This is a genomic window from Tsuneonella amylolytica (assembly GCF_003626915.1).
GTDB classification, from domain to species: domain Bacteria; phylum Pseudomonadota; class Alphaproteobacteria; order Sphingomonadales; family Sphingomonadaceae; genus Tsuneonella; species Tsuneonella amylolytica.
The window spans coordinates 1,770,029-1,794,813 of sequence record NZ_CP032570.1; the positions used below are offsets into that span (position 1 = coordinate 1,770,029).

The window sequence follows — 24,785 nt, forward strand, 5'->3', positions numbered from 1 at the left end:
TCCTACTTCGACGACAACGCCTGGACCAAGTCGTAAAGGAAGTCGCGGCCGCGATAGACGCCGGCGATCTCGATCCGTTCGTTGAGGCCGTGGGTTCCGTTGCCGTCGGGATTTGCCCAGGCGCTCGGCACGCCGTAAGTCGGGATGCCCGCCCCGCCGGTATAGACACCGTCGGTCGCCCCGGTGCTCATCGTCGGGACGACCGGCACGCCGGGGAAATACTTCTTCGCCAGCGTCTCGATCGGGCCGATGATGGCAGGGTTCATCGGCGGGTTGACCGCAAGCGGCTTGTCGTCACGGCCATAGGCGATCGAGATTTTGTCGTTGCCGATCACGCGAGCGAGTTCGCCCTTGATCTCCTCGGGCGTATGGCCGGGGAAGATGCGGCAATTGACGTTGGCGGTGACCTTCTGCGGCAGCGCGTTCACCGCGTGACCGCCCTCGATCATCGTGGCGACGCAGGTCGTCCGCAACATCGAATGCAACGCCTTGTCCCGGTCCACAACCGCGAGCGCGGCGGTGTCGCCGAGGTTCTTCGACAGCGCGACCATCGCCTTGCCCGCCTCGTCCTGGCGGATCGCGCCTGCCTTGGCGAAGAAGGCGCGGGTGGTGTCGTTGAACTCGGCCGGGAATTCGTGCTTCGCCACCGCGTCGAGTGCCCGCGCCATGTCGTAGATCGCGTTCTGCGGCACCGGCTGGCTCGAATGGCCGCCGGGGTTGGTCGCGGTCAGCTTGTAATCCTGGTAGACCTTCTCGCCGACCTGGACCGTCTGGACCACGAGGTTGCCGTTCCCGTCGGTCCGCCCGCCGCCGCCCTCGTTGAGAGCGAAGGCCGCGCCGACCAAGTCCTTGCGCTGGCTGGTGAGGTACTGCGCCCCGTTGAAGGCGGTGTCCGTCTCCTCGCCGCAGGTCAGCGCCATCTTGATCGTGCGCTGCGGCCGCTTGCCGGTTGCCTTCATGCGGATGAGCGTGTCGGCCCAGACCGAGGCCATGTACTTGTCGTCCACGATGCCGCGGGCGTAGTAGTATCCGTCTTCCTCGATGAACTTGAAGGGATCGCGCTCCCAGTCAGCGCGCTTGGCGGCGACGACGTCGATGTGTGCGAGCAGCAGCATCGGCTTCAACGTCTTCGAAGTGCCTTCCAGCGTGGCGACGAGGCCGCCGTCCTCCGGATGCTCGGGCACCGAGAAAGGGGTCAGTTCGGCATCGGTGAAGCCCGCCGCCCGCATCCGCGCGGCGATCTGCGAGGCGGCCTTCGTGCAGCTGCCGCCGTTTACCGACGTGTCGGTTTCGACCAGTTCCTTGTACAGCGAGAGGAACTGCGTCTGATCCGCTCGCAGCGGGCCCATCGGCTCGATCTTCATCTGCGCTGTTGCGGGGGAGGTGGCCGCGACGAATGCGGCGGCGAGTGCGATCAGGCTGGTCTTCATGTTGGCACCCCCCCCGGTTGTTCGTTAAGCCTAAATTGAGCACCAATCGCCTGTGGATGGAAGGGGCCTTCGAAGGTTTCCCATCCGCCCCTTCGTGCCTATATAATCGGCATGGACGAAACCCCCGAAAACGCCGCGGCCGGCGAGCCGCAGAAGCAGGCCAACCAGAACGGCTACGGCGCCGACTCGATCAAGGTTCTCAAGGGCCTCGATGCGGTGCGCAAGCGGCCCGGCATGTACATCGGCGATACCGACGACGGGTCGGGCCTGCATCACATGGTGTTCGAGGTTTCGGACAACGCCATCGACGAGGCGCTGGCGGGACATTGCGACCTCGTCCTCATCGAATTGAACCCCGACGGCAGCGTCAGCGTCGAGGACAACGGGCGCGGCATCCCGGTCGACATGCACGCCGAAGAGGGCGTGAGCGCGGCCGAAGTCATCATGACCCAACTCCACGCGGGCGGTAAGTTCGAGAACACCAGCGACGACAACGCCTACAAGGTGTCGGGCGGCCTGCACGGCGTGGGCGTGTCGGTCGTCAACGCGCTCAGCGAATGGCTGGAGCTCACCATCTGGCGCGACGGCAAGGAGCACTGGATGCGCTTCGAGCACGGCGATGCGGTCGCCCCGCTCGTGGTCAAGGGGCCGGGGCGCGATCGCAACGGCACGCGCGTCACCTTCATGCACTCCAACGACACGTTCAAGAACGTGACGGAGTACGATTTCGACAAGCTCGAGCATCGCTACCGCGAACTTGCGTTCCTCAATTCGGGCGTGCGGATCAAGCTGGTCGACAAGCGGCACGAGGAGCCGATCGAGCACGACCTCTACTACGAAGGCGGGATCGCCGCATTCGTGAAGTACCTCGACCGCAACAAGCAGCCGCTGGTGCCCGAACCGATCTCGGTGTCGGCCGACAAGGACGGCATCGGCATCGACGTCGCGCTCGAATGGAACGATTCCTACTACGAAAACGTGCTCTGCTTCACGAACAACATTCCCCAGCGCGACGGCGGCACGCACCTCGCCGCGTTCCGCGCCGCGCTGACCCGCACGATCAACAACTACGCCGAGCGCACAGGCCTCCTGAAGAAGGAAAAGGTCGGCCTGACGGGCGAGGACATGCGCGAAGGGCTGACCGCGATCGTCTCCGTCAAGCTGCCCGATCCCAAGTTCGGATCGCAGACCAAGGACAAGCTGGTCAGCTCCGAAGTGCGTCAGCCGCTGGAATCGCTGATGAGCGAGAAGATGACCGAGTGGCTGGAGGAAAACCCGGCCGATGCGAAGGCGATCATCCAGAAGATCGTCGATGCCGCCGCCGCGCGCGAGGCCGCCCGCCGGGCGCGCGAAATGAGCCGCAAGGGCGCGATGTCGGTCGCATCTCTGCCGGGCAAGCTCTCCGATTGCCGCGAGCGCGACCCCGCCAAGAGCGAGATCTTCCTGGTCGAGGGTGACAGCGCCGGCGGCTCGGCCAAGTCGGGCCGCGACAGCCAGTACCAGGCGATCCTGCCGCTGAAGGGCAAGATCCTCAACGTGGAACGCGCCCGGTTCGACCGGATCATCTCGTCGAAGGAAGTCGGTACGCTGATCCAGGCGATGGGCACCGGTCTGCGCGACGAATTCAACCTCGAGAAGCTGCGCTACCACAAGATCGTCATCATGACCGACGCCGACGTCGACGGCGCGCACATCCGCACGCTGCTGCTGACGTTCTTCCACCGCCAGATGCCCGAGATCATCAAGGCCGGGCACCTCTACATCGCGCAGCCGCCGCTGTTCAAGGTCGCCAAGGGGCGGAGCGAGGTCTACCTCAAGGACCAGGGCGCGCTCGACCGCTACCTCGTGGATGCGGGCCTGTCCGGGCGGACGCTTGAAACCGCCGGCGGGGCGCGCTTCGGCGAGGATCTCCGCTCGCTCGTCGACTATGCGCTGCGCATCCGCAGCCTGCTCGGTTTCGTGCCGCGCAAGTACGATCCCGCGGTGGTCGAGCAGATGGCGCTTGCGGGCGCGTTCGATCCCGAACTCGATGCCGGCACCCGGATGCAGGCGCTCGAGTACGCGGCGCAGCGCCTCGGCATGAGCGATCCGGAGGCCGAATGGTCGATTCTTCGGCGCGACGACGGTTCGATCGCCTTTGCCCGCAAATGGCGCGGGGTAACCGACGCGCACGAGATCGACGCCAAGTTCCTCGACAGCGCGGAGGCGCGCAAGCTGCACCGGATCGGCAGCGAGCACGCCGAAGCGTTCGCGAGCCCGGGCAACTTCGTCCGCTCCTCCGCCGAGCCCGAACCCGAGCCGGAAGGCGATGTCGCTGAAAACGAAGACGGCGCGACCGCCGGGTCCGAGGCCGCAACCGTCGCGGTCGAAGGTGCAATCACCCGGCCGACCGAGCTGCTCGACGCGGTGCTCGCGGCCGGGCGCAAGGGCCTCTCGATCAGCCGCTACAAGGGGCTGGGCGAGATGAACGCGGAGCAGCTGTGGGAGACCACGCTCGATCCCGACAACCGCGCGCTGCTGCAGGTGAAGGTCGAGGACGCCGATGTGACCGACGAAATCTTCACCCGCCTGATGGGCGACGTCGTCGAGCCGCGCCGCGAGTTCATTCAGGAAAACGCGCTGAACGTCGCCAACCTCGACGTCTGACTTTCGGCACGGAGAGTTGTCCGTCCCACGCCAGCGGGACGGACAACGGTATCGTCGGTCGAAGGCGGCCTTGCGGGCTTAGCGCATCGCCTGCGCCTGGCGGCTCACCGCGCCTTCGGGTCGCTCTGGTCCTTCCTGCGCGAGGTTGCTGAACAGCTCTTCGTAATGGATCATCGCCTGGCGAAGATCCTCGGTCGTCGCAGTGCCGTTGGTCTGCGCCAGCGCGATGTCGTGACCGGCGCGGTAGTGGCGGGCGACCTCGCCGTGATCGACCGTCAGGCTTTCGTAGCGGGCATCGAAATCGTCGACCGGGTAACCGCGCGCGCCCATCACGCCGCCGATCACGCGGTCGGCGTCGAGCACGGCCTTGGCCGGATCGTCGACGAACCGGTGCTTGGCGGCGTGCCAGTCGTCGGTGAACCGGCGGCGTTCGTCCGGGCCGAGCGGGCGCAGGTCGAGCTTGGCGTGACGCTTCTCGCGCGCAAGGAGATCGTCCTCCGCCTTGCCGCGGGCACCGCGCGCTTCGAGCGTGCGGTCGTACTCGTCCTCGCCGAAGCGTTCGCGCAGGGCGGCCGTCCGGCGCGATCGGTAGAGAAACCACAGGATCAGCGCCGCGACGAGAATCGCGGCGACGATGACTATGACGGTCGTCTGGTCGGGTTGCATACGGGTGCCTTTCAACAAGTGTCACCCCTCCCGACCCTGTGCGAACCGAACTGCCCTGCGGGCCCGGCGGTTCCGCGCGCGGCGCGGGTTATTTCGGGCCGGTGCTTCCCGGCAACAGGTACGTGCGGTCGGGCGAGACGTCGTCGAACGGCACGTTCTCGTTCTGCATCCGGTAAAGCGCGCCGTCGCCCACCAGCACGAGCGGTTGGTTGACCACCCCGCCGAGCCGCAGCCGCCGCCCGTCGGGCAGCCATTCGTAGCGCCCCGTCACGGGCCGGCCGTTCTCGACCAGCACGAACGTGCCGTCAGGCCGGATGTCGAGACTGTTCGCATCGGCCTCGCCGCCGCTGCGGACATAGGCGGTGCCGGTCTTTAACGCGCTACGGGCATGGGCGGGCAAGGCGGGCCCGGCGGCGGGTGCTCCCGAGACGGTGGCAGCCGGAGCGGGCGCGCCGGTGCCGACCCGGCTCGCGAAGTCGTCCGACGTCTCGCCCTGGGGCTGGTCGCCGCAGGCGGTGAGGAGGAGCGCGATGGCGAGAGCCGCCGGCGCGAACGTGAGCGTTGTCATGCCGCAACCCGCTAGCGCCGCCATGTGACGGTTTCTTGGCAGCTTTTGCGCTTGCCAGCGCGCCGCGCGGTGGGGCACCAGCGCGGACATGCTCCGCCAGATCGCCATGCTCCCGCTCGCCCTCGGCCTCGCCGCGTGCGCCACCGTCCCGCCCGTTGAAACCGCCAAGCCGGTCACCGTCCGCATCGTCGGTCTGAACGATTTTCACGGCAACCTCGAACCGCTGGCGCGGCCCTATGCGCTGGGCGACGGGAAGGGCGGGACGCAGGAGGTCTACGCCGGCGGCGCCGCCGCTTTCGCCACCGCCGTCGCGAAGCTGCGCGGGCAGAATCGCGACAGCCTGGTGATCGGGGCGGGCGACCTCATCAGCGCGAGCCCGCTGGCAAGCTCGCTGTTCCTCGACGAACCCACCGTCGGCGTGATGAACCGCATCCGCCTCGACTACACCAGCGTCGGCAATCACGAATTCGACCGCGGGTGGAAGGAACTGAAGCGCCTGCGCGAAGGGGGCTGCGAGAAACTGACCCAGCGCGAACCCTGCGCGGTCGAGCCCGATTACAGGGGCACCGACTATCCCATACTCGCGGCCAACGTGCGGATGCCCGACGGCACGACACTGTTCCCCGGCTACGGCATCACGCGGTTCGGCAGCGGCGCCGATGCGGTGGCGATCGGGGTCATCGGCCTCACCCTCAAGGGCACGGCCGATATCGTCATGCCCGCCGGGATCGAAGGCCTGACGTTCGAGGACGAGGCCGATTCGATCAACGCACTGGTCCCCCGTGTGCTGGCCGAAGGGGCCGATGCGGTCGTCGTCGCGATCCACCAGGGGCTGGTGTCCGAACCCGGTGACGGCTTCAATGGATGCGGGGCGATGGCGGGGGACCTGCGCGCGATTCTCGACCGGCTCGATCCGCGCGTGAACCTCGTCCTCAGCGGTCACACGCACAGGGCCTATGTCTGCGATTTTTCCAAGGTCGATCCGGCGCGCCGCTTCACCGTCACGAGCGCCGGGTTCGGCGGTGCGATGCTGACCGACATCGCGCTGACGATCGACCCGGCCGCGCATCGGGTAACCGGGATTACCGCGCGCAACGTTCCGGTGCAAAGCGCGGGCGGCGAAGGGCGCGCCGTGAACCCCGCCTTCGAAAACTTTACGGCCGATCCCGCCATCGCCGCCTACGTCGCACGCTACGTCGCCGCCGCGGCCGAAGTCGCGGACCGCCCGGTGGGCCGCATCTCGGCCACCGCGACGAAGGCGGGCCGCGAAAGCGAGCTCGGCAACCTCATCGCCGATGCCCAGCTGGCCTCCACGCGCGATGCGGGGGCGCAGCTTGCGCTGATGAATTCGGGCGGCATCCGCGCCGACCTCGCCGCGCGCGACGGGGGAACGGTGACTTACGGCGATATCTATGCTGTCCAGCCGTTCGGCAACACGCTCGTGACGATGACCCTGACCGGCGCGCAGCTGCTGGCCGTTCTGGACCAGCAGTTCGCCGGGCGGGAAGGCAACATCCTGTCGGTGAGCCGGGGCTTTGCCATGACGCTCGACCCGTCGCGCCCTGCCGGGCAGCGGGTGGTGGCGGCCACGCTCGACGGTAAGCCGATCGATCCGGAGGCGAGCTACCGCGTGACGGTCAACAACTTCATCGCCGGCGGCGGCGACGGTTTCACCGCCCTGAAGGCCGGAACGAACCCGGTCGTCGGACCGCTCGATCTCGATTCGATGGAGGCGTATCTGGCAGGAACGGCGACGGTGCCGGTACCGGCGCTGGGCCGGGTCACCATCGTCGGCGGCTAGCTCCGTTAAGCGGGGTCGGGCGGCGTCAGGCGGCGCGCAGGCCCGTGACGCCGCGCGCCCCGCCATCGCGGGCGGACAGGCCGGCGAACAGCGTGTCGACGATCCGGCCGAGCTTTTCCTCGCTCAGCTTGTCGTCGAGGAAGACGATGAGATCGGACAGGGTGTAGGCCGCGACCATCTGGTTGATGAGCGACAGCGCCTCGCCAATCGCCAGCCCTTCGAACGCGCCTTCGGCCTGCGCCTGCGCGATCAGTTCGCACAGGTAGTGATCGCCAAGATCTATGTAGCTTTCCAGCCGGTCGAAATGGGCTGTGCCGAGATCGCAGTACACCTTGAAGGCGGCCGGATCGGCGCGGTAGCGCTGGCGGTTGAGGACGAACCGGCGGGCGAAGAATTCGTACATCTTGCGATTGGCCGGAAGATCGCTCGCGAGCACCTCCTCCATGATCGCGACGGGTTCGTCGAACCACTGTTCGACGATCGCGTCGAGCAGATCGGCCTCGGCCGGGAATACCGCCTCGATCCGCGCGCGAGAAACGCTGGCGCCGGTGGCCACGGCAGCGCGGCTGACGAGATCGCCACGCTCGGCAATCAGGCGTCTCGCGACTTCGACGAAGCGGCGTTTCTCCGCGCCGTCCGCGGTCTCGTTCCCGGTCACGTCGTCCTCCCTTGGATCGCCGACAATCTAGGGAAGCCCGCGCGCGGCGTGAAGGGCCGCGCGCGGGAAATCGTCAGCTCGCGGGTGCGGTATTCACCGCCTTGGCGGCGCCGGTCCGGCGATAGGTCTGCCCTTCGGTCATCGTGCCGGTGGTCGGCGCCTGCGCGTCGGGCATGCGGTAGAGCGCGCCGTCCGCGATTGCGTAGACTTCGTTCTGGCCGTTGTTCTTGATGAGGATGCGGCTGTTGTCGTCGTACCAGTTGTAGGTGCCCGTGGTCTCGCGGCCGTTCTCGTCGCGCATCGTGTAGGTGTCGTCGGTCCTGAGGGTGATCGACCTTTCGCCGCTGCCGACCGGCTGCGCGTAAGTGCCCGCGTAATTCACGCTGGTGCGGGCGTTCGGCGCGACCGAGGGGAAGCGCGTGTCGACCTGCGGCAGGTTCACGTCGACGCCGGCGGTGGTGTCGGTAGCCGCGGGCTCGGTCTTCGCTCCGCCGCAGGCGGCGAGCGCGAGCGAGGAAGCGGCGGCGAGGGCGAGTGCGATACGGTTCATGACGGGTCCCTTCTTCCGTGTGAGTACGCCGCCATAACGGTCGAGCCCGCCGGATGTTTCGGCGGTGTTCGCTCAGCTGTCGGCGAGCGTGTCGTCGCCGCGCGCGGCCAGCCGTTCAGCCTGCTCGGCGAGCCGGTCGAAACGGTCGCATTCCGGCCGCTTCGTGCGATAGAAGGCGGCAAGCTGCGCCAGGTCTGCGGCGAAATCCTCGCTCGGCCACAGGGCTTCCCCGATACCGCCGCGCCGCCCGTCCTGGTCGACCCAGGCCGGAACGATGGGTACGCCCGCCGCCCGCGCAATGTGCCAGAAGCCGGACCGCCATTCGCCGCCCGACGTCCGCGACCCCTCGGGCGCGATGACGAGCGCGAGCTGGTCGGCCCGGGCGAAGGCATCGGCGACCTGGCTCACGTAGTTGGCCTTGCGGCGCGAACGGTCGACCGAAACGCCGCCCATGTCGTACATGAAGCGGGTCATCGGCCAGCGGAACAGCGTGTGCTTGCCCATGAAGGCCGGGCGCATGCCGAGGTCCTCGACCGCGCCGAGAACGAAGACGAAGTCCCAGTTGGAGGTGTGCGGCGCGCCCAGCACCACGCACTTGGCGACCGGGGGCGCGCTGCCTTCGATCCGGTAGCCGCGCCCCCGATAGAGCGCGATGAGGGCGCGGTGCGCGATGCGGGACAGGAACCCCGGCCGCGCGCTCACATCCGGAACACGCCGAAGGCGGGGCGGTCCGGGATCGGCGCTTCCAGCGTGGCGGCAATGGCAAGGCCGAGCACGTCGCGGGTCTGCGCCGGGTCGATCACGCCATCGTCCCACAGGCGGGCGGTGGCGTAGTAGGGGTTGCCCTCGTCCTCGTACTTCTGGCGGATCGGCGCCTTGAACGCCTCGGCCTGTTCGGGGGTCCAGGTGTCGGCGTCGCGGTGGACCGTGGCCAGCACCGATGCCGCCTGCTCGCCGCCCATCACCGAAATGCGCGCGTTGGGCCAAGTGAACAGGAAGCGTGGGCTATAGGCGCGCCCGCACATGCCGTAATTGCCCGCGCCGAAGCTGCCGCCGATGACCACGGTGACCTTGGGCACGGTGGCGGTGGCAACCGCGGTGACGAGCTTGGCACCGTGTTTGGCGATCCCCTCCGCTTCGTACTTCCCGCCGACCATGAAGCCGGAAATGTTCTGGAGGAACAGCAGCGGAATGCGCCGCTGGCAGGCCAGTTCGATGAAGTGCGCGCCCTTCTGCGCGCTTTCGGAAAACAGCACCCCGTTGTTGGCGAGGATCGCCACCGGCATGCCCCAGATGTGCGCGAACCCGCACACGAGCGTGCTGCCGTAGAGCGCCTTGAATTCGTGGAACTCGCTGCCGTCGACCAGCCGCGCGATCACCTCGTGCACGTCGTAGGGCGCGCGAACATCGTCGGGGATCAGCGCATAGAGGTCGTCGCTGCCGAATTTCGGCGGTCTGGGCGTGCCGAAATTCACGCTTTGCGCCGCCGAAGTGTTCGCGCCCAGATGGCTGACGATATCGCGCACGATGGTGAGCGCATGCTCGTCGTTCTCCGCGAGGTGATCGACCACGCCGGACTTACGTGCATGCAAGTCGCCGCCGCCCAGATCCTCGGCCGAGATTTCCTCGCCCGTCGCGGCCTTCACCAGCGGGGGGCCGGCAAGGAAGATCGTGCCCTGTTCGCGCACGATCACCGTTTCGTCGGACATCGCGGGCACGTAGGCGCCGCCCGCGGTGCAGCTGCCCATCACGCAGGCGATCTGCGGGATGCCCAGCGCGCTCATGTTGGCCTGGTTGAAGAAGATGCGCCCGAAATGCTCGCGGTCGGGGAAGACCTCGGCCTGGTAGGGCAGGTTCGCCCCGCCGCTGTCGACGAGGTAGATGCACGGCAGGCGGTTTTCCTGCGCGATTTCCTGTGCGCGCAAGTGCTTCTTCACCGTCATCGGGTAGTAGCTGCCGCCCTTCACGGTGGGATCGTTGGCGACGATCATCACCTGCCGGCCCGAAACCCGCCCGATGCCGCAGATCATCGAGGCGCCCGAGACGTCGCCCTCGTACATCCCGTTGGCCGCAAGCTGTCCGATCTCGAGGAACGGCGAACCCGGATCGAGCAGCCGCTCGACCCGCTCGCGCGGGAGCAGCTTGCCGCGCGCCACGTGCCGCTCGCGGTGCTTCTCCGGCCCGCCGAGCGCCGCTTCCGCGACTTTGGCGCGCAAGGTCTCGGCCAGCGCCTTGTTGTGCGCGAACCGGGCCTTGGCCTCGGCGCTCTCGCGGTCGAGCTTGGTGGTAAGGACGGGTGCGCTCATCCCGCAGCCCCGATCAGTTCGCGGCCGATCAGCATGCGGCGGATCTCGTTGGTGCCCGCACCGATGTCGAGCAGCTTCGCATCGCGCAGATAGCGTTCGACCGGCCAGTCTTTGGTGTAGCCCGCGCCGCCCAGTGCCTGGACCGCCTCGCCCGCCACGCGAAAGGCATTCTCGCTGCTAAGCAGGATCGCGCCTGCCGCGTCGAAGCGGGTGGTCTGGCCGGCATCGCAGCTCTTGGCGACCGCGTAGGTATAGGCGCGCGCCGATTGCAGCGCCACGTACATGTCCGCGACCTTAGCTTGCATCAGCTGGAACGCGCCGATGGGCTTTCCGAACTGCTTGCGCTCGCGAAGGTAGGGGATGACCGTGTCGAGGCAGGCCTGCATGATGCCGAGCTGCAGCCCGGCGAGGACCACGCGCTCGTAATCGAGGCCGCTCATCAGCACGCCGACACCGCCGTTCAATGGCCCCATGATGCGGTCTTCGGGGATGTGGCAATCGTCGAACACCAGTTCGGCCGTGGGGCTACCGCGCATGCCCATCTTGTCGATCTTCTGCCCGATCGAGAACCCGGCGTCGTCCTTTTCGATCAGGAACGCGGTGATCCCGCGGCTGCCCGCGCTGCCGTCGGTCTTGGCATAGACCACCAGCGTGTCCGCGTAAGTCGCGTTGGTGATCCAGAACTTGGTGCCGTTGAGGACGTATCCGCCCTGAACGGCGTCCGCCTTGAGCTTCATCGAAACGACGTCGGACCCGGCGCTGGCCTCCGACATGGCGAGGCTGCCGACGTGTTCGCCGCTCACCAGCTTCGGCAGGTACTTGGCCTTCTGCTCCTCGTTGCCCCAGCGTCGGATCTGATTGACGCACAGGTTCGAGTGCGCGCCGTAGCTCAGGCCCACGCTGGCGCTCGCGCGGCTGATCTCCTCCACCGCGATCACGTGTTCGAGATAGCCGAGGCCGAGGCCGCCCCATTCCTCTTCCACGGTGATGCCGTGGAGGCCCAGCTCGCCCATCGCCGGCCACAGTTCCCGCGGAAACCAGTCCTCGCGGTCGGCCCGTTCGGCCAGCGGGGCGACCTGTTCGTCGGCGAAGCGGGCGGTGGCCTCGCGAATCATCTCGGCGCTCTCGCCGAGCTGGAAATCGAAATCGGGGGTGGCACGCATGGGCAATCCTCTCTGGCCTGCGGCGCATAGCGGAGCGGGAAGGGCGCGCAAACCCCGCGATTCCAGCCCGTTGCACGCAGGTTAAAGATTACCCGAAAACCGTTGAAGTCGTTCGCCTTTCCATCTATTCCGTGCGTGGATCGCCCGCACATGACACGAGAAGACACGACCGAACGGCCGCCCGTCGCCGCCTCGACCGCAGAGTTCTGCGGAGAAGACGAGCGTGTCCAGGTCCTCGCTGCCTATGGTGCGGAGGCGCTCGACGACGATCCGGAGCTGACCGCGATCGCGCGCTTCGCCGCGCAGCTGTGCGATACGCCGATCGCGTTCGTCAGCCTGGTCGATCGGGAGAATCAGCGGTTTCTCGCCCGGGAAGGGGCTGAACTGCTGGGTACGCCACGATCGATGAGCTTCTGCGCTCATGCGATGCTGAATGGCGAGACGATGGTCGTGACCGATGCAACCGCCGATTCCCGGTTCGTCGACAACGAACTCGTGACTGGCGATGCCCACGTACGATTTTATGCCGGAGCGCCTCTGGTCAGTCCCGAAGGGGCACCCCTCGGCGCGCTGTGCGTGATCGACCGCGAACCGCGTGAAGAAGGGCTCACGCCCTTGCAGCTGGATGGCCTGAAAGTGCTCGCTCAAACGGTCATGCGGCGCCTCGCAGGCCGGCGAAACGAACTTGCCGCCGGGCAGGAAGCCAATGAAAGCGCCCGACGCCTGCGCGAGATCGCGGACATGCTACCGGGCATCATCTGGTCGGCCGACGGCGACGGCAAGTTCGAATACTTCAACCAGCGCTGGAACGAAATGACGGGTCTCGACCGCCCCAAGGAAGTCGGCGATTGGCGTCCCGTCGTGCACGAGGACGATGCCGACGGCGTATTCGCCAGCTGGCAGAAAAGCCTGACCGGCGGCGAACCGTTCGAAAGCGAAATTCGCCTCAAGCAGAGCGACGGCAACTGGCGCTGGATGCTTTCGCGCGCCCTGCCGTTCCACGATACCGACGGCAACGTGGCGCGGTGGTACGGAACACTGGTCGACGTGGACGACAGTCACCGCGAGTCGGAAGGGCGCGACCTGCTGGCGCGCGAACTGTCGCATCGGATCAAGAACATCTTCGCCGTCGTGGCCGGGCTTGTTTCGATGCGCGCGCGCAAGCACGAGGGGGCGAAGGAGTTCGCCGAGGAGCTAAACAGCGCGATCCGGGCGCTGGGCCGGGCGCACGACTTCGTCCGCCCGATGGAAGGGCTGAAGGGGGAGGGGCTGCGCGGGCTCCTTATCGAACTGATGGCCCCTTACGCCGACGGCAACGGCCGGGTCGAGATTACCGGGGACGACTGCAGGATCGCGCCCGCCGCCGCGACGCCGCTGGCGCTGGTCTTCCACGAACTCGCTACCAATTCGGCCAAGTACGGCGGCCTGTCGGCGGAAGGCGGATCGGTGGCGATCGCCATAGATTGCGGCAATGACGATGGAACAGCCGACGTGAAATGGCGTGAGCGGGGCGGCCCCGCGGTTGTCGAAACCGGTGAAGAAGGTTTCGGCACCCGGCTCGTCAAGATGTCGATCGAGGGGCAGCTCGGCGGAAAGATGGAACGCCGTTTCGCGGCCGGCGGCATGGAAGTCGACCTCGAAATTCCGCTCGCCTCCATCCGCGCCTGACGCGGTTCGCCCGCCGGCCCTAGCCGCCGCCCCGGTGCGCGGGTAGGCTATCCTCCAATGCTGGCCTTCGACAACGTGACCACCCGCTTCGGCGAGACGACCGCGGTCGACGGCGTGACGCTGTCGGTAGCGGATCGCGAATTCGTCGCGCTGGTGGGGGAATCGGGCTCGGGCAAGTCGACCCTGCTGCGAATGGCGAACCGGCTGGGCGATCCCGACGAAGGCCGGATCACGGTGGGCGGCGCGGACGTGCGCGACGGACCGCCCGCGGCGCTGCGGCGGCGGATCGGCTACGTCTTCCAGTCGATCGGGTTGTTCCCCCACATGACGGTCGCCGCCAACATCGGCATCGGGCCGCGGCTGGCGGGCGACCCGCTCGGCGAGGCCCGGATCGCCGAACTGCTCGAGCTGGTCGACCTGCCCGCCGCCTATGCCGCGCGGATGCCCGATGCGCTGTCGGGCGGACAGCGCCAGCGGATCGGCGTCGCCCGCGCGCTGGCGGGCAATCCCGAATTGCTGCTGATGGACGAACCGTTCGGCGCGCTCGACCCCGTCACCCGCGACGCGCTCGGGCGCCGGGTGCGCGAATTGCACGAAGGGTTGGGCCTGACGACGGTGCTGGTCACTCACGATATGGCCGAGGCGCTGCTGCTGGCGGACCGGGTGCTGGTGATGGCCGCGGGGCGCATCGTGGCCGACGAAACTCCGGCCGCCCTGCTCGGCGGGGCCGGCGGGGCCGAGGCGCAGGCGCTTGTCGCCGTTCCGCGCGCGCAGTCCGACGCGCTGCGGGAGCTTGCCCAAGGCCGACACCCGGCATGAACGGCGTCTGGCCGGTACTTCTGACGCTGGGCGACAAGCTCGCCGCGCACGTCCTCCTGTCGGCGTCGGCCCTGGCGCTGGGGATTGCGGTCGCGCTGCCGCTGGCGGTCTGGGCGAGCCGCAACGCCGCGGTCGCGCGCGTGGCGCTGGGTTTCGCCAGCCTCGTCCAGACGATCCCCGCGCTCGCGCTGCTGGCGCTGTTCTTTCCCGTGCTGCTGAGCCTGCGCGCGGTCTTCGGCGAAGGATTGCCGACGCTGGGCTTCCTGCCCGCGCTGCTCGCATTGGCGCTCTATGCACTGCTGCCGATTTTGCGCAATGCCGTGACCGCGCGGGCCGAAATGGATGCCGGCGTGCTCGACGCGGCGGACGCGGTGGGGATGACGCGGTCGCAAAAGCTGCGGTTGGTCGAGGCCCCGCTCGCCGCGCCCTACGTGATGGCGGGCATCCGCACCGCGGCGGTCTGGACGATCGGCGCGGCGACGCTCTCGACGACCGTGGGCCAGCCCAGCCTCGGCGATCCGATCTTCGCCGGATTGCAGACGCAGGACTGGTCGCTCGTGCTGGCGGGATGCATCGCTTCTGCCGGACTGGCGCTCGCGGCCGACGGATTGCTCGCGCTGGTCGAGCGCGGGCTCAAAACGCGGCGGCCGGCGCTGGCCTGGACGGGCGCGGCGCTGATCGCATTGGGGCTCGTTGCGGCGCTGGTGCCGGGGCGGGGCGGGGATACCCGCGATACGGTGGTGATCGGGGCCAAGAATTTCTCCGAACAGTACATCCTCGCGCGGGTCATCGGCGACCGGCTGGAGCGGGCGGGCTATGCCGTCACCTACCGCGAGGGGCTGGGTTCGGCGGTGATCCACAATGCGCTGACGAGCGGCGCGATCGACGTCTACGTCGACTACTCGGGCACCGTCTGGGCCAACGAGATGAAGCGTACCGGTACCCCGCCGCGCACGGAGATGCTGCGGCAGATCGCGGCGTGGGAAGCGGCGAACGGCGCGCGGATGCTGGGCGCGCTGGGCTTCGAGAACGCCTACGCCTTCGCGATGAAGAGCGAGCCAGCGCGGGCCGAAGGGATCGCCTCGCTGGGCGACCTTGCGGCAAAGGGGCGCGGGCTGGTGCTGGGAGGCGATCTCGAATTCTTCCGCCGCCCGGAATGGCGCGCGGTCGACGCCGCCTATGGGCTGGGCGCGCTGCGGCAGCGTAATTTCGCGCCGACCTTCATGTACGATGCGCTCGCATCGGGCGAGGCGGACGTGATCACCGCGTTCTCCTCCGACGGGCGCATCGCGGCGGACCGGCTGGTGGTGCTGGCCGATCCGAAGGGCGCGCTGCCGGCCTACGATGCCATGCTGCTGGTCGCCCCGGCCCGCGCGAACGATCGCCGTTTCGTCGGCGCGCTGACGCCGCTGGTCGGCGCGATTCCGGTGGAGACGATGCGCGAGGCCAACTTCATGGTCGACCGTACCGTCGACAAGAAGAGCCCGGACGAAGCCGCTCGGTGGCTGGCCTCCCGGATCGGGCGCTAGTCCGCTTCTAGTCGGTGCGCGTCCAGAGCTGGGTCTGGCAGAACGGCCCGATGCAGCCCTTCACCTCCAGCGTGCGCGCATTGCGGCGCTTCAGCACCGAGCGATACGACTTGCCGCTCTTGGGATCGTAGATCGTCCCGCGCCACACGTCGCCGTCTGGCCGGAAACCGGTGAGGATCGGCAGGCCGAGCAGCTTGCGCCCGCGCAGCCGCGCCTCGGGGTTGTTGACGTCGCGCTGGTCCACGCCCTGCGGCGGGGTCTCGAGGAACCTGGCGAGCTTGCCGCAGCGGGTGCCGCCGCAATCGCCGACCTGCACGATGCCGCTCTTTTCCTCCGTCACCCAGCGCCCGTCGATCGGCGCGGCGGCCGCGAGCGGGGCGGCGGCGAGCAGCGCGGCAAGGGACATTGCGACCTTCATCATGTGCTTCACTCCGTTTCGAATCCGACGCCCTGCGGCCAGCCGGGGGCGGCGAGCCCCATAACCTTGAACAGGTCGCCCATCTGGTCGTCGGCAATGAGACGATCGCGCTGGGCGGTGAGTTCCGCGCGGTAGTGCGGCGCGCGCTGTGCCAGTGCTTCGGCGCGGGTTTCGATACCCAGCGCGCGCAGCCAGTCGCCCTGGGTCCGCGTGCCCATCCACGTGACCTCGCGCGATTGCGCCACCCGGGCGAGCGTCGCGAAATCGACGTGTGCGGTGAGATCCGCCTCCCCCGGCGCGGCGAAGGGATCGACCTTGCGATGCGCGCGGACGGCCTGCACCGTCGAACCGGTGCGGACCGCGTCGTGGCCGTAGTCGATCAGCAGCGCACAGCCGCCCTGCGAGGCCAGCCGCCCGGCGATCTCGTAGAGAATCGCGGCGGAGGCGGGACTGGTCTCGATGATCGTCCCCTCGTCCGCGTCGCGGCGATCCTCCGGCACCGCCGCCTCCATCGGCTGGCGGCCCGCGACATAGACGAACCGCTCGCCGTCGAGCCCCACCATCCGCTCGCGCCAGCCGTCGCCTGCGCGGACCAGCTGGCGCACCGGCAGCGCGTCGAGGAATTCGTTGCCCACGATGAGCAGCGGGCAGTCCATCGGCAGGCCTTCGAGGTCGGCATGGAACTGCGCCTGCGGCACCGCCCCCATCTGCACCTCGCGCAGGGCGGGCGAGGTTTCCACGAAGTGGACCTCCGGCGAGAGGCCGTAGCGCTTCATCGTGCGCAGCGCGTCGCGGGTCAGCGTCGCACGGCCCGGCCCCAGTTCCACCCAGGCGACGGGATCGGGGCGCCCGCCGCGGATCCACATGTCGGCGAACCACAGCCCGATCAGCTCGCCGAACATCTGGCTGATCTCGGGCGCGGTGACGAAGTCGCCGTCCGCCCCCAGCGGATCGCGCGTGGTGTAATACCGCGCGTTGGATTCGGCCATGAACTGGGCGAGGCTGATCGGCCCGGTGTTGCGGATCAGCCGGCGGAATACCTCCGCCAGCGGGGTCTCCGCTTCGCTCATGCCCGACCGCTCATCCGGGCATCCTCATGCAGGCACCGTGCGATGCGCCTCCGCGCCCAGCGGCGGGCGCATCAGCGCCCGGACCGCGAGCGCGATGCCGAGCACGATCAGCGGCACGGTGAGCCACTGGCCCATGCTGAGCCCGGTCTGCCGCGCGAAATCGGCGAGCTGCGAATCGGGTTCGCGGTAGAATTCGACCGTGAACCGGCCAAGCGCGATCCCCGCGGTGAAGACACCCACCAGCAGCCCCGGCCGCCAACGAGCCTTGGTCTTCCAGAACAAAAGCAGCATCACGACGACCAGCAGCGCGCCTTCGAGGCCCGCTTCGTAGAGCTGGCTCGGGTGGCGGGGCACCTGCAGCGGGTCGGTGGGGAAGATCATCGCCCACGGCACGTCGGTCTGGCGGCCCCACAGCTCGCCGTTGATAAAGTTGGCGAGGCGGCCGAACAGCATGCCGAAGGGCACGACGACCGAGATGTAGTCGGCAGTGCGCAGGAAGCTGATCTTCCCGCGCCAGCAGACCCAGCCGATCGCCACCAGCACGCCGACCAGCCCGCCGTGGAAGCTCATGCCCCCGTCCCACAGGCGCAGCAGATCCCAGCTCGGCGTTTCACCCGGGGTGAAGTGGGTGAACATGCTGGGCAGGCCGGTGTCGCCGCCGGTATAGAACGCAGCGTAGCCCAGCCGGCCGCCGATGATGATGCCGAGCGTGCAGTAGAAGAACAGGTCGTCGGCGTGGCGCTGCGCCATCGGGCTGCCGGGCGCCTTCACCATTTTCGTCAGGTGCCAGTAGCCCAGCACGATCCCGGCGAGGTAGGCGAGCGAGTAGAACCGCAGCTCGAAGAAGCCGAGGTCGATGCCCCTGCGAAGGCCGAGGTCCTCGAAATGGAGGTACTGGTGGGCCTGCTGGCCCACTTCCGTGCCCATGCCCTGGGCAGCCGCGGCGAGTAGTGACAGCAGCACGTTTGATCCTTACCCTTGGCGTAACCCGTATCCGGGCAGGCCGCCCGTCCGCGCGCGTCTTTGGCAGAAGCGAAGGACACGCGAAAGCCCGGCGGTGAAAACGACAAAAGCGAGAGGACCCGAATGCCCACCCAGCTCGACCAGGACATCCAGCGGATCAACACCGGCCTCACCAGCGCGGGCCAGATGTTCGAGACGAAGTCCGTCACGCGGCGGGGGGTGGAGATGCCCGCCTTCCTCAACGCCCCGCCGACGCTGGCGCACTACATCGCGCACTTCGCGAACCAGCATAAGGACGCCACATTCGTCGTCGATGGCGACCTGCGCATGACCTACGGCGAGGTCTATGCCGCCGCCGCCTGCGTCGCGCATGGCCTGGTGACCAAGCAGGGCATGAAGAAGGGCGACCGCATCGGCATCGCCGCGCGCAACTCGGCGAACTGGATCGCGGCCTACATGGGCGTGCTGATGGGCGGCGGCTGCGCGACCCTGCTCAACGGCTGGTGGACGGGCGAAGAGCTCGCCTACGGCATCGACCTGTGCGAATGTTCGATCGTCCTCGCCGATCCGCAGCGCGCGGCCCGGCTGGACGGGATCGATCACCCTGCGAAAGTGGTGGTGTTCGAGCACGGCGGCCCGCCGCAGGTGGGGCTGGAGGCGGTATGGGCCGAAGGCGACACCGCGATGAAGATGCTCGGCGAATTGGGCCCGGACGATCTTGCGACGATCCTCTACACCTCGGGCTCGACCGGGTTTCCCAAGGGCGCCTATTCCGATCACCTCGGTGTCACCAGCGCGGTGATGAACTACGTCGCGCAGATGGCGACCGTGCTGCAGCTCCTCACCGAGCGCGACGAAGCGCCGACCGCGCAGGCGAGCGCGCTGGTCAACGTGCCGCTGTTCCATGTGACGGGCGAGGTGCCGCTGTTCCTCCAGAGCTTCGCGATGGGCCGCAAGCTGGTGCTGATGCCCAAATGGGACGCGACCGAGGCGCTGCGCCTGCTGGAGAAGGAGCAGATCACCTATTTCGTCGGCGTGCCGCTGATGAGCTACGAACTGGCGACTCATCCCGACCGCGAGAAGTACGACCTGTCGCAGTGCAAGAGCTTTGCCGGCGGCGGCGCTCCGCGTCCGCCCGAACACGTCAACAAGATCAAGGAGGCGTTCCCCGAAGGCTTTCCGCTTCTGGGCTATGGCCTCACCGAAACGAACGGGGTGGGGGCGGGCAACCTCAACGAAAACTACATGGCCAAGCCCGGTTCCACCGGCACCGCTTCGAAACCGCTCGTCGACCTCGCGATCCTCGACGATGCGGGGCAGGCCCTGGCGCAGGGCAAAGTGGGCGAAGTCTCGATCCGCTCGGTATGCAACTTCCTCGGCTACTGGAAGAACGAGGAAGCGACCGCGGCGGCTTATACCGACGACGGCTATTTCCGCACGGGCGACCTCGGCTATCTCGACGAGGACGGATACCTGTTCATCGTCGACCGCAAGAAGGACATCATCATCCGCGGCGGCGAGAACATCGCCTGCATCGAGGTCGAGCAGGAAATCTACGCGCACCCGGCGGTCGCGGAATGCTCGGTCTTCGGGCTCGAGGACGAGCGACTGGGCGAGATTCCGGCGGCGGTCTACGTGCTGAAGGACGGTCACGAGGCGAGCGAGGACGACTTGCGCGAGTTCGTCGCCGAACGGCTCGCGAAGTTCAAGATCCCCCAGTACTTCTTCGCAGAGACCGGCAACCTGCCGCGCCTCGGAACCGAGAAGATCGACAAGCGCGCGCTGCGGGCCCGCTACGCCGACCGGCATGCCGAAAAGCAAGGGCAGGAAGCCGGGACCGCTTGAACAACGTCCGGGTCCCCAACCAGCGCAGCGTCGTCGACCGGCGGGCGCTTTCCGGCGAAGTCGCCGCGCTGTGGGCGGACGGCGGGGCCGGGGCGCGCCCGGCGATCGTCGCCGCGCTGAAGGCTGCGCTGGAGGCGGGGCGCGCGGAGCTAGGCCGCCGGCTGGAGGAGAAACCCAGCGCGGGCCACGAGATCACCGCCGGCTACGCTTTCCTCGTCGATCAAATGCTGCGCGCGGTCCACGACCACGTCGTCGCCGACGTCTATCCCGCCGCCAATCGCACCGCGGGCGAGCGGCTGACGATCATGGCGGTGGGCGGCTACGGCCGGGCCGAGATGGCGCCGCATTCCGACGTCGACCTCGCCTTCATCCACCCCACGCGCAGCGCGCCGTGGTGCGAGCAGGTGATCGAGGCGATGCTCTATTGCCTGTGGGACCTCGGCCTGAAAGTGGGCCATTCCAGCCGCTCGGTCGACGACACGATCCGCATGGCCCGGGGCGACCTCACCATCCGCACCGCGCTGCTCGAAGGGCGGTACGTCTGGGGCGACCAGGACCTCTACGACGAGGTCACGCGCCGCTTCGCCGACGAGGTCGTGAAGGGCACCGAGAAACAGTTCGTCGCCGAGAAGCTGGAGGAGCGCAACGCGCGGCACAAGCGGATGGGCGACAGCCGCTACGTCGTCGAACCCAACGTGAAGGACGGCAAAGGCGCGCTGCGCGACCTGCAGACGCTCTACTGGATCGGGAAGTACATCCACAAGGTAAGGAGCGCCGCCGACCTCGTCGATGCGGGGCTGTTTACCGAGGCCGAATATCGCAGCTTCCGCCGGGCCGAGGGGTTCATGCTGGCGGTGCGCTGCCACCTCCACACGATCACCGGGCGGGCGGAGGACCGGCTGACCTTCGACCTCCAGCGGGAGGTCGCGCGGCGGATGAACTTCGCCGATCGCACGGGCAAGAGCGCGGTCGAGCGGTTCATGCAGTTCTACTTCCTGCAGGCGAAGCGGGTGGGCAGCCTGACCGGCGTGTTCCTCGCCCACATCGACGAACAGTTCGCCAGGAGCCGGGTCCGCAAGGGCCTGCTTGCCGGCTTCACCCCGCGCGCCCGCGACCTGAAAGGCTACAAGGTTTTCGGCGGGCGCATCGCGGCGCCGTCGGACGACTGGTTCCGCAAGGACCCGGTGCGATTGATCGAGGTGTTCCAGCTCGCCGAAACGCACCGGCTGGAAATCCATCCCGAGACGATGCGGCAGGCCGCGCGCGATGCGGGCCTCATCCGCCGGCAGGTGCGCGACGATCCCCGCGCCAACGCGCTCTTCCTCGACGTGCTGGCGGGGCGCAACGATCCCGAAACGGTGCTCCGCTGGATGAACGAGGCGGGCGTGTTCGGCCGCTTCGTGCCCGACTTCGGCCGGGTCAACGCGCAGATGCAGTTCGACATGTACCACCACTACACGGTCGACGAGCACACCATCCGCGCGATCGGCCTGCTCGCCCGGATCGAAAAGGGCGAACTCGCCGCCGACCATCCCCGCTCGACCCGGCTGATTCACGAGGTCGCGAGCCGCCGCGTCGCCTATGTGGCGGCGCTGCTGCACGACATCGCCAAGGGGCGCGGCGGCGATCATTCGCTGCTGGGCGGCGACATCGCCGAGGAACTGTGCCCGCGCTTCGGCCTCGACGCGCAGGAAACCGACCTCGTCGCCTGGCTCGTGCGCCAGCACCTCCTCATGAGCCGCACCGCCTTCAAGCGCGACCTCACCGACCCCAAGACGATCGAGGATTTCGTCGGCGAGGTGCAGAGCGTGGAGCGCTTGAAGCACCTCATGATCCTGACCGCGATCGACATCCGCGCGGTGGGGCCGGGCACCTGGAACAGCTGGAAGGGCCAGCTCCTGGGCGAACTCAGCGACGCGGCGACCGAACGGCTGCGGCTCGGCCACATGAAGCACGGGCGCAAGGAACGGGTCGCGGCGAAGAAGGAAGCGGTGGGCTCGCTACTAGGCGACCGGCGCGGACTGTTGGCGCACTACGCCGACCGCTTCGACGATTCGTACTGGATCGCCGAGCCGGAGGACATCGTCGCCCTCAACATCGTCCAGTACGGCCAAAGCCACGAGGACAAGGACAACCTGTCGGTCCACTGCGAGGTCTATCCGAGCCGCGGGGCGACGCTGGTCACCGTAATCGCGGCGGACCACCCGGGCCTTTTCTACCGCGTGGCGGGCGGCATCCACCTCGCCGGCGCGAACATCATCGACGCGCGCATCCACACCACGCGCAGCGGATGGGCGGTCGACAATTTCCTGGTGCAGGACCCGCAAGGGCGCCCGTTCAGCGAGGCGGCGCAATTGAAGCGGCTGGAGGCCGCCATCGCCGACGCGCTCGCCAACAAGCGCGCATTGGTGCCCGAACTTGCCAAGCGCCCGCTGCCGCTCAATCGGTCGAAGGCGTTCGACGTGAGCCCGGTGGTGACCTTCGACAACCAGGCATCGAACCGCTTCACCGTGATCGAAGTGCAAGCGCGCGACCGCGCCGCACTGCTCAACCGCCTCGCGCGCACGCTGTTCGAGAACCGGCTGGTGGTGAACAGCGCCCACGTCACCAACTTCGGCGAACGCGCGGCGGACACGTTCTACGTGACCGACCTCACCGGCGGGAAAATCGTCGCCCCGACACGGCTAAAGGCGATCGAGGCGGCACTGCTGGCGGCGGCGAGCGACGAACGGCAGGCGGAGCTGGAGGGGGTTTAAAATTTTGCTTGTGCGTAGACTTTAGGCGGCATCTGGTCGCGAAATTTATTTCATCCGGAGCGCTTAACCGGCTCGTTTATTGTCGCAGAGGACCCGATTAGAAATGCCAGCACACAGCTCTTGGCAACTGATCGTTGCGACCATGCAGGCCACTGCTACATCCTTCCAGCGTGATGCAGATGCCACTTCTGAGCACCATAGCGACGACGGTAGCAGCGCCACTGTAAACGCTTCCCGTTCGGCTCGAATGCAAATGGTAATGGTCGCTGTCGGCGGCTTCTCGATGTTGGAAGGCATTCTCGAACAAACTCGTGACTGGAGTTCACCCTTCCGTGAATTAGACGATAAGCTTCGGAAAATCGGGGCGGCTTCGGTCGCAAACGAGTTCCTGGCATTCCGACTAGCCATCAACGTTCTGAAGCATGGCTACGGCGATAGCTACGAGCGATTGCTGAAGAAGGAGGGGCTGCCCTTCCGTGTTAAAGGGAAAGATCAATATTTCTTCGATGAGGGGGATGTCAGCGAAATACCTGGATTGATTTCAGTCGATGTGGATTTCGTGCATTCATGCGCGCTCGCGATCGAGAAGGCCATGACCGCACTTCGCATTCCGCGTTCGGATGTCTAAAAGTTCGGTCACGAAATGAAGAATTGGGGTCGAGAAAGAAACCTACTTCCGCCCCCCGAATAGTGACGTCCCCACCCGCACGTGCGTCGCGCCCAGCTTGACCGCCGTCTCGAAGTCGCCGCTCATGCCCATGCTGCGGCCGTCCAGCCCCTCGTCGCGGGAGAGTTTGTCGAGGAAGGCGAAGAAGGGGGCGGGTTCGATATCGGCGGGGGGCACGCACATCAGGCCGATCACCGGCACGTCCGCGTCGCTTGCCTGGGCGAGCAGGGCGGGCAGTTCCTTGACCGGGCAGCCGCCCTTCTGCGGTTCCTCGCCGACGTCGACCTGGACGAAGCACGGCACCTGTCGCCCGGTCTTGTCGAACGCCTTCGCGAGCGCCGTGACGAGGTTCGAGCGGTCGAGCGAGTGGATGCAGTCGAACACCCGTACCGCATCCTCCGCCTTGTTCGACTGGAGCTGGCCGACGAGGTGAAGGTCCACGCCTTCGTAACGCTCGCGGAGCTCCGGCCACTTGGCAGCCGCCTCCTGCACCCGGTTCTCGCCGAACACGCGCTGGCCCACCTCGAGCAGGGGGGCGATCGCATCGGCGGGGTGGGTCTTGCTGACCGCCACCAGCGTCACTTCGTCAGGCTCGCGGCGGGCGAGGGCGCAGGCTTTCGCGATGCGGTCGTGGATTTCGGCGAGGACTAACGCTGCGTTCATGGCGGGGTGCGCTATAGCGGGGTCATGGGCCTGCGCCATACCCTCCCGAACCTCTGGTTGCTCTCCGACGCGCGCAACGACGAACTGCTGCCCCGCGCGCTGCGGGCGCTGCCCGAATGGTCGGCGTTCGTGTTCCGCCACTACCACCTTGACCCCAAAAGCCGCCGCGCGCGGTTCGACGAATTGCGCCCGCTGGTCGAGGAAGGGCGGCACCTGCTGATCCTGTCGGGGAGCGACGATCAGGCGAAGGCATGGGGCGCTGCCGGATCCTACGGCCCGCCCGAAGCGGTGGGCGAGGCGCCCGAGCTGCTGCGCATCGCCACCGTCCACGACGCCGAGGAGATGGCCCATGCCAACGCGGCCGGCGCCGATGCCGTTATGCTGAGCCCCGTGTTCGCCACGCGCACGCACCCCAATACCGTCCCGCTCGGCCCCGAACGCTTCCATGCGCTCGCCGCGCTGGCGGAGATGCCGGTGATCGCGCTGGGCGGCATGAACCCCGACCGGGCGCGCGAACTCGGCTGGAACCGCTGGGCCGCGATCGACGGGCTGGCGCTCAAGCAGGCGTCATGACGCTCTAGGATTGACGGGCGAGTCCC

General features: G+C 67.7%; 21 protein-coding genes. 9 read left to right on the forward strand and 12 right to left on the reverse strand.

Annotated features, from left to right (window positions below; all coding sequences use genetic code 11):
* Positions 1-2 precede the first annotated feature (2 nt).
* A complete protein-coding gene (locus D4766_RS08710) occupies positions 3-1,430 on the reverse strand; it encodes a M20/M25/M40 family metallo-hydrolase (RefSeq protein WP_120717109.1) in 1,428 nt (475 codons plus the stop codon).
* A gap of 111 nt (positions 1,431-1,541) precedes the next feature.
* On the opposite strand from D4766_RS08710, the gene gyrB reads away from it, so the two are divergent.
* A complete protein-coding gene (gene gyrB / locus D4766_RS08715; protein WP_120717110.1) occupies positions 1,542-4,076 on the forward strand; it encodes a DNA topoisomerase (ATP-hydrolyzing) subunit B in 2,535 nt (844 codons plus the stop codon).
* A 78-nt stretch (positions 4,077-4,154) separates the two neighbouring features.
* Here the strand turns inward: gyrB and D4766_RS08720 are convergent, their stop codons facing one another.
* Both D4766_RS08720 and D4766_RS08725 read right to left on the reverse strand, forming a co-directional pair.
* The gene (locus D4766_RS08720) at positions 4,155-4,742 is read right to left on the reverse strand and encodes a hypothetical protein (RefSeq protein ID WP_194955753.1); all 588 of its coding nucleotides are present in this window, start codon (positions 4,740-4,742) and stop codon (positions 4,155-4,157) included.
* Between the two features lie 88 nt (positions 4,743-4,830).
* Positions 4,831-5,310 carry a hypothetical protein gene (locus D4766_RS08725; RefSeq protein WP_120717111.1) on the reverse strand — a complete coding sequence of 160 codons (480 nt, stop codon included), beginning with the start codon at positions 5,308-5,310 and terminating at the stop codon, positions 4,831-4,833.
* An 88-nt stretch (positions 5,311-5,398) separates the two neighbouring features.
* Here D4766_RS08725 and D4766_RS08730 point away from each other — a divergent pair, with 88 nt between their 5' ends.
* Positions 5,399-7,111 carry a bifunctional metallophosphatase/5'-nucleotidase gene (locus D4766_RS08730; RefSeq protein ID WP_120717112.1) on the forward strand — a complete coding sequence of 571 codons (1,713 nt, stop codon included), beginning with the start codon at positions 5,399-5,401 and terminating at the stop codon, positions 7,109-7,111.
* 25 nt (positions 7,112-7,136) lie between these two features.
* Here D4766_RS08730 and D4766_RS08735 read toward each other — a convergent pair whose 3' ends face one another.
* The 5 genes from D4766_RS08735 to D4766_RS08755 all read right to left on the reverse strand — a co-directional run bounded on the left by D4766_RS08735 (position 7,137) and on the right by D4766_RS08755 (position 11,788).
* Positions 7,137-7,769 carry a TetR/AcrR family transcriptional regulator gene (locus D4766_RS08735; protein WP_120717113.1) on the reverse strand — a complete coding sequence of 211 codons (633 nt, stop codon included), beginning with the start codon at positions 7,767-7,769 and terminating at the stop codon, positions 7,137-7,139.
* A 73-nt stretch (positions 7,770-7,842) separates the two neighbouring features.
* Positions 7,843-8,319 (reverse strand): hypothetical protein, encoded by a 477-nt coding sequence (locus D4766_RS13910; protein ID WP_194955754.1) that lies wholly within the window; start codon positions 8,317-8,319, stop codon positions 7,843-7,845.
* Positions 8,320-8,391: 72 nt separating this feature from the next.
* The gene (locus D4766_RS08745; RefSeq protein WP_120717114.1) at positions 8,392-9,021 is read right to left on the reverse strand and encodes a 1-acyl-sn-glycerol-3-phosphate acyltransferase; all 630 of its coding nucleotides are present in this window, start codon (positions 9,019-9,021) and stop codon (positions 8,392-8,394) included.
* A complete protein-coding gene (locus D4766_RS08750; RefSeq protein ID WP_120717115.1) occupies positions 9,018-10,625 on the reverse strand; it encodes a carboxyl transferase domain-containing protein in 1,608 nt (535 codons plus the stop codon). The genes D4766_RS08745 and D4766_RS08750 overlap by 4 nt, the downstream gene beginning before the upstream one ends.
* The gene (locus D4766_RS08755; RefSeq protein WP_120717116.1) at positions 10,622-11,788 is read right to left on the reverse strand and encodes an isovaleryl-CoA dehydrogenase; all 1,167 of its coding nucleotides are present in this window, start codon (positions 11,786-11,788) and stop codon (positions 10,622-10,624) included. The genes D4766_RS08750 and D4766_RS08755 overlap by 4 nt, the downstream gene beginning before the upstream one ends.
* 150 nt (positions 11,789-11,938) lie before the next feature.
* Here D4766_RS08755 and D4766_RS08760 point away from each other — a divergent pair, with 150 nt between their 5' ends.
* The 3 genes from D4766_RS08760 to D4766_RS08770 are packed head-to-tail and all read left to right on the forward strand — an operon-like array spanning position 11,939 to position 15,804.
* Positions 11,939-13,456, forward strand: coding sequence for a PAS domain-containing protein (locus D4766_RS08760; protein ID WP_120717117.1), 1,518 nt, complete (start codon positions 11,939-11,941; stop codon positions 13,454-13,456).
* 57 nt (positions 13,457-13,513) lie between these two features.
* A complete protein-coding gene (locus tag D4766_RS08765) occupies positions 13,514-14,275 on the forward strand; it encodes an ATP-binding cassette domain-containing protein (protein ID WP_120717118.1) in 762 nt (253 codons plus the stop codon).
* Entirely contained in the window at positions 14,272-15,804 is a 1,533-nt protein-coding gene (locus tag D4766_RS08770; RefSeq protein ID WP_120717119.1) for an ABC transporter permease/substrate-binding protein, read from the forward strand. The genes D4766_RS08765 and D4766_RS08770 overlap by 4 nt, the downstream gene beginning before the upstream one ends.
* A gap of 7 nt (positions 15,805-15,811) precedes the next feature.
* Here D4766_RS08770 and D4766_RS08775 read toward each other — a convergent pair whose 3' ends face one another.
* From D4766_RS08775 to lgt, 3 genes are read right to left on the reverse strand one after another with little or no spacing between them, the layout of a single operon-like run.
* Complete coding sequence (locus tag D4766_RS08775; RefSeq protein WP_325049071.1) at positions 15,812-16,225, reverse strand: DUF2147 domain-containing protein; 414 nt, start codon at positions 16,223-16,225, stop codon at positions 15,812-15,814.
* Positions 16,226-16,230: 5 nt separating this feature from the next.
* A complete protein-coding gene (locus tag D4766_RS08780) occupies positions 16,231-17,292 on the reverse strand; it encodes a class I SAM-dependent methyltransferase (RefSeq protein ID WP_120717120.1) in 1,062 nt (353 codons plus the stop codon).
* Positions 17,293-17,316: 24 nt separating this feature from the next.
* Complete coding sequence (lgt, locus tag D4766_RS08785; protein ID WP_120717121.1) at positions 17,317-18,219, reverse strand: prolipoprotein diacylglyceryl transferase; 903 nt, start codon at positions 18,217-18,219, stop codon at positions 17,317-17,319.
* A 159-nt stretch (positions 18,220-18,378) separates the two neighbouring features.
* Between lgt and D4766_RS08790 the strand changes: the two genes are divergently transcribed.
* The 3 genes from D4766_RS08790 (at position 18,379) to D4766_RS08800 (ending at position 23,484) form a co-directional block, all read left to right on the forward strand.
* Complete coding sequence (locus D4766_RS08790; RefSeq protein WP_120717122.1) at positions 18,379-20,100, forward strand: class I adenylate-forming enzyme family protein; 1,722 nt, start codon at positions 18,379-18,381, stop codon at positions 20,098-20,100.
* Positions 20,097-22,856, forward strand: coding sequence for a [protein-PII] uridylyltransferase (locus tag D4766_RS08795; protein ID WP_120717123.1), 2,760 nt, complete (start codon positions 20,097-20,099; stop codon positions 22,854-22,856). Before D4766_RS08790 ends, D4766_RS08795 begins: the two co-directional genes overlap by 4 nt.
* Positions 22,857-22,959: 103 nt before the next feature.
* Positions 22,960-23,484, forward strand: coding sequence for a hypothetical protein (locus D4766_RS08800; RefSeq protein WP_162935720.1), 525 nt, complete (start codon positions 22,960-22,962; stop codon positions 23,482-23,484).
* 42 nt (positions 23,485-23,526) lie between these two features.
* On the opposite strand, the gene D4766_RS08805 is transcribed toward D4766_RS08800, so the two are convergent.
* Positions 23,527-24,186 carry a YggS family pyridoxal phosphate-dependent enzyme gene (locus D4766_RS08805; protein ID WP_120717125.1) on the reverse strand — a complete coding sequence of 220 codons (660 nt, stop codon included), beginning with the start codon at positions 24,184-24,186 and terminating at the stop codon, positions 23,527-23,529.
* Between the two features lie 24 nt (positions 24,187-24,210).
* On the opposite strand from D4766_RS08805, the gene D4766_RS08810 reads away from it, so the two are divergent.
* The gene (locus D4766_RS08810; RefSeq protein ID WP_120718144.1) at positions 24,211-24,759 is read left to right on the forward strand and encodes a thiamine phosphate synthase; all 549 of its coding nucleotides are present in this window, start codon (positions 24,211-24,213) and stop codon (positions 24,757-24,759) included.
* The last annotated feature ends 26 nt before the right edge of the window (positions 24,760-24,785 follow it).

Excerpts from the sequence above, each read along its gene's own strand:
- D4766_RS08750 (WP_120717115.1), bottom strand. The coding sequence starts at position 10,625 with ATGAGCGCACCCGTCCTTACCACCAAGCTCGACCGCGAGAGCGCCGAG.
- D4766_RS08710 (WP_120717109.1), bottom strand. The coding sequence starts at position 1,430 with ATGAAGACCAGCCTGATCGCACTCGCCGCCGCATTCGTCGCGGCCACC.
- D4766_RS08810 (WP_120718144.1), top strand. The coding sequence starts at position 24,211 with ATGGGCCTGCGCCATACCCTCCCGAACCTCTGGTTGCTCTCCGACGCG.
- lgt (WP_120717121.1), bottom strand. The coding sequence starts at position 18,219 with ATGGGCACGGAAGTGGGCCAGCAGGCCCACCAGTACCTCCATTTCGAG.
- D4766_RS08725 (WP_120717111.1), bottom strand. The coding sequence starts at position 5,310 with ATGACAACGCTCACGTTCGCGCCGGCGGCTCTCGCCATCGCGCTCCTC.
- D4766_RS08775 (WP_325049071.1), bottom strand. The coding sequence starts at position 16,225 with ATGATGAAGGTCGCAATGTCCCTTGCCGCGCTGCTCGCCGCCGCCCCG.
- D4766_RS08755 (WP_120717116.1), bottom strand. The coding sequence starts at position 11,788 with ATGCGTGCCACCCCCGATTTCGATTTCCAGCTCGGCGAGAGCGCCGAG.
- D4766_RS08780 (WP_120717120.1), bottom strand. The coding sequence starts at position 17,292 with ATGAGCGAAGCGGAGACCCCGCTGGCGGAGGTATTCCGCCGGCTGATC.
- D4766_RS08790 (WP_120717122.1), top strand. The coding sequence starts at position 18,379 with ATGCCCACCCAGCTCGACCAGGACATCCAGCGGATCAACACCGGCCTC.
- D4766_RS13910 (WP_194955754.1), bottom strand. The coding sequence starts at position 8,319 with ATGAACCGTATCGCACTCGCCCTCGCCGCCGCTTCCTCGCTCGCGCTC.
- D4766_RS08730 (WP_120717112.1), top strand. The coding sequence starts at position 5,399 with ATGCTCCGCCAGATCGCCATGCTCCCGCTCGCCCTCGGCCTCGCCGCG.
- D4766_RS08760 (WP_120717117.1), top strand. The coding sequence starts at position 11,939 with ATGACACGAGAAGACACGACCGAACGGCCGCCCGTCGCCGCCTCGACC.
- D4766_RS08805 (WP_120717125.1), bottom strand. The coding sequence starts at position 24,186 with ATGAACGCAGCGTTAGTCCTCGCCGAAATCCACGACCGCATCGCGAAA.
- D4766_RS08800 (WP_162935720.1), top strand. The coding sequence starts at position 22,960 with ATGCCAGCACACAGCTCTTGGCAACTGATCGTTGCGACCATGCAGGCC.
- D4766_RS08720 (WP_194955753.1), bottom strand. The coding sequence starts at position 4,742 with ATGCAACCCGACCAGACGACCGTCATAGTCATCGTCGCCGCGATTCTC.
- D4766_RS08770 (WP_120717119.1), top strand. The coding sequence starts at position 14,272 with ATGAACGGCGTCTGGCCGGTACTTCTGACGCTGGGCGACAAGCTCGCC.
- D4766_RS08765 (WP_120717118.1), top strand. The coding sequence starts at position 13,514 with ATGCTGGCCTTCGACAACGTGACCACCCGCTTCGGCGAGACGACCGCG.
- gyrB (WP_120717110.1), top strand. The coding sequence starts at position 1,542 with ATGGACGAAACCCCCGAAAACGCCGCGGCCGGCGAGCCGCAGAAGCAG.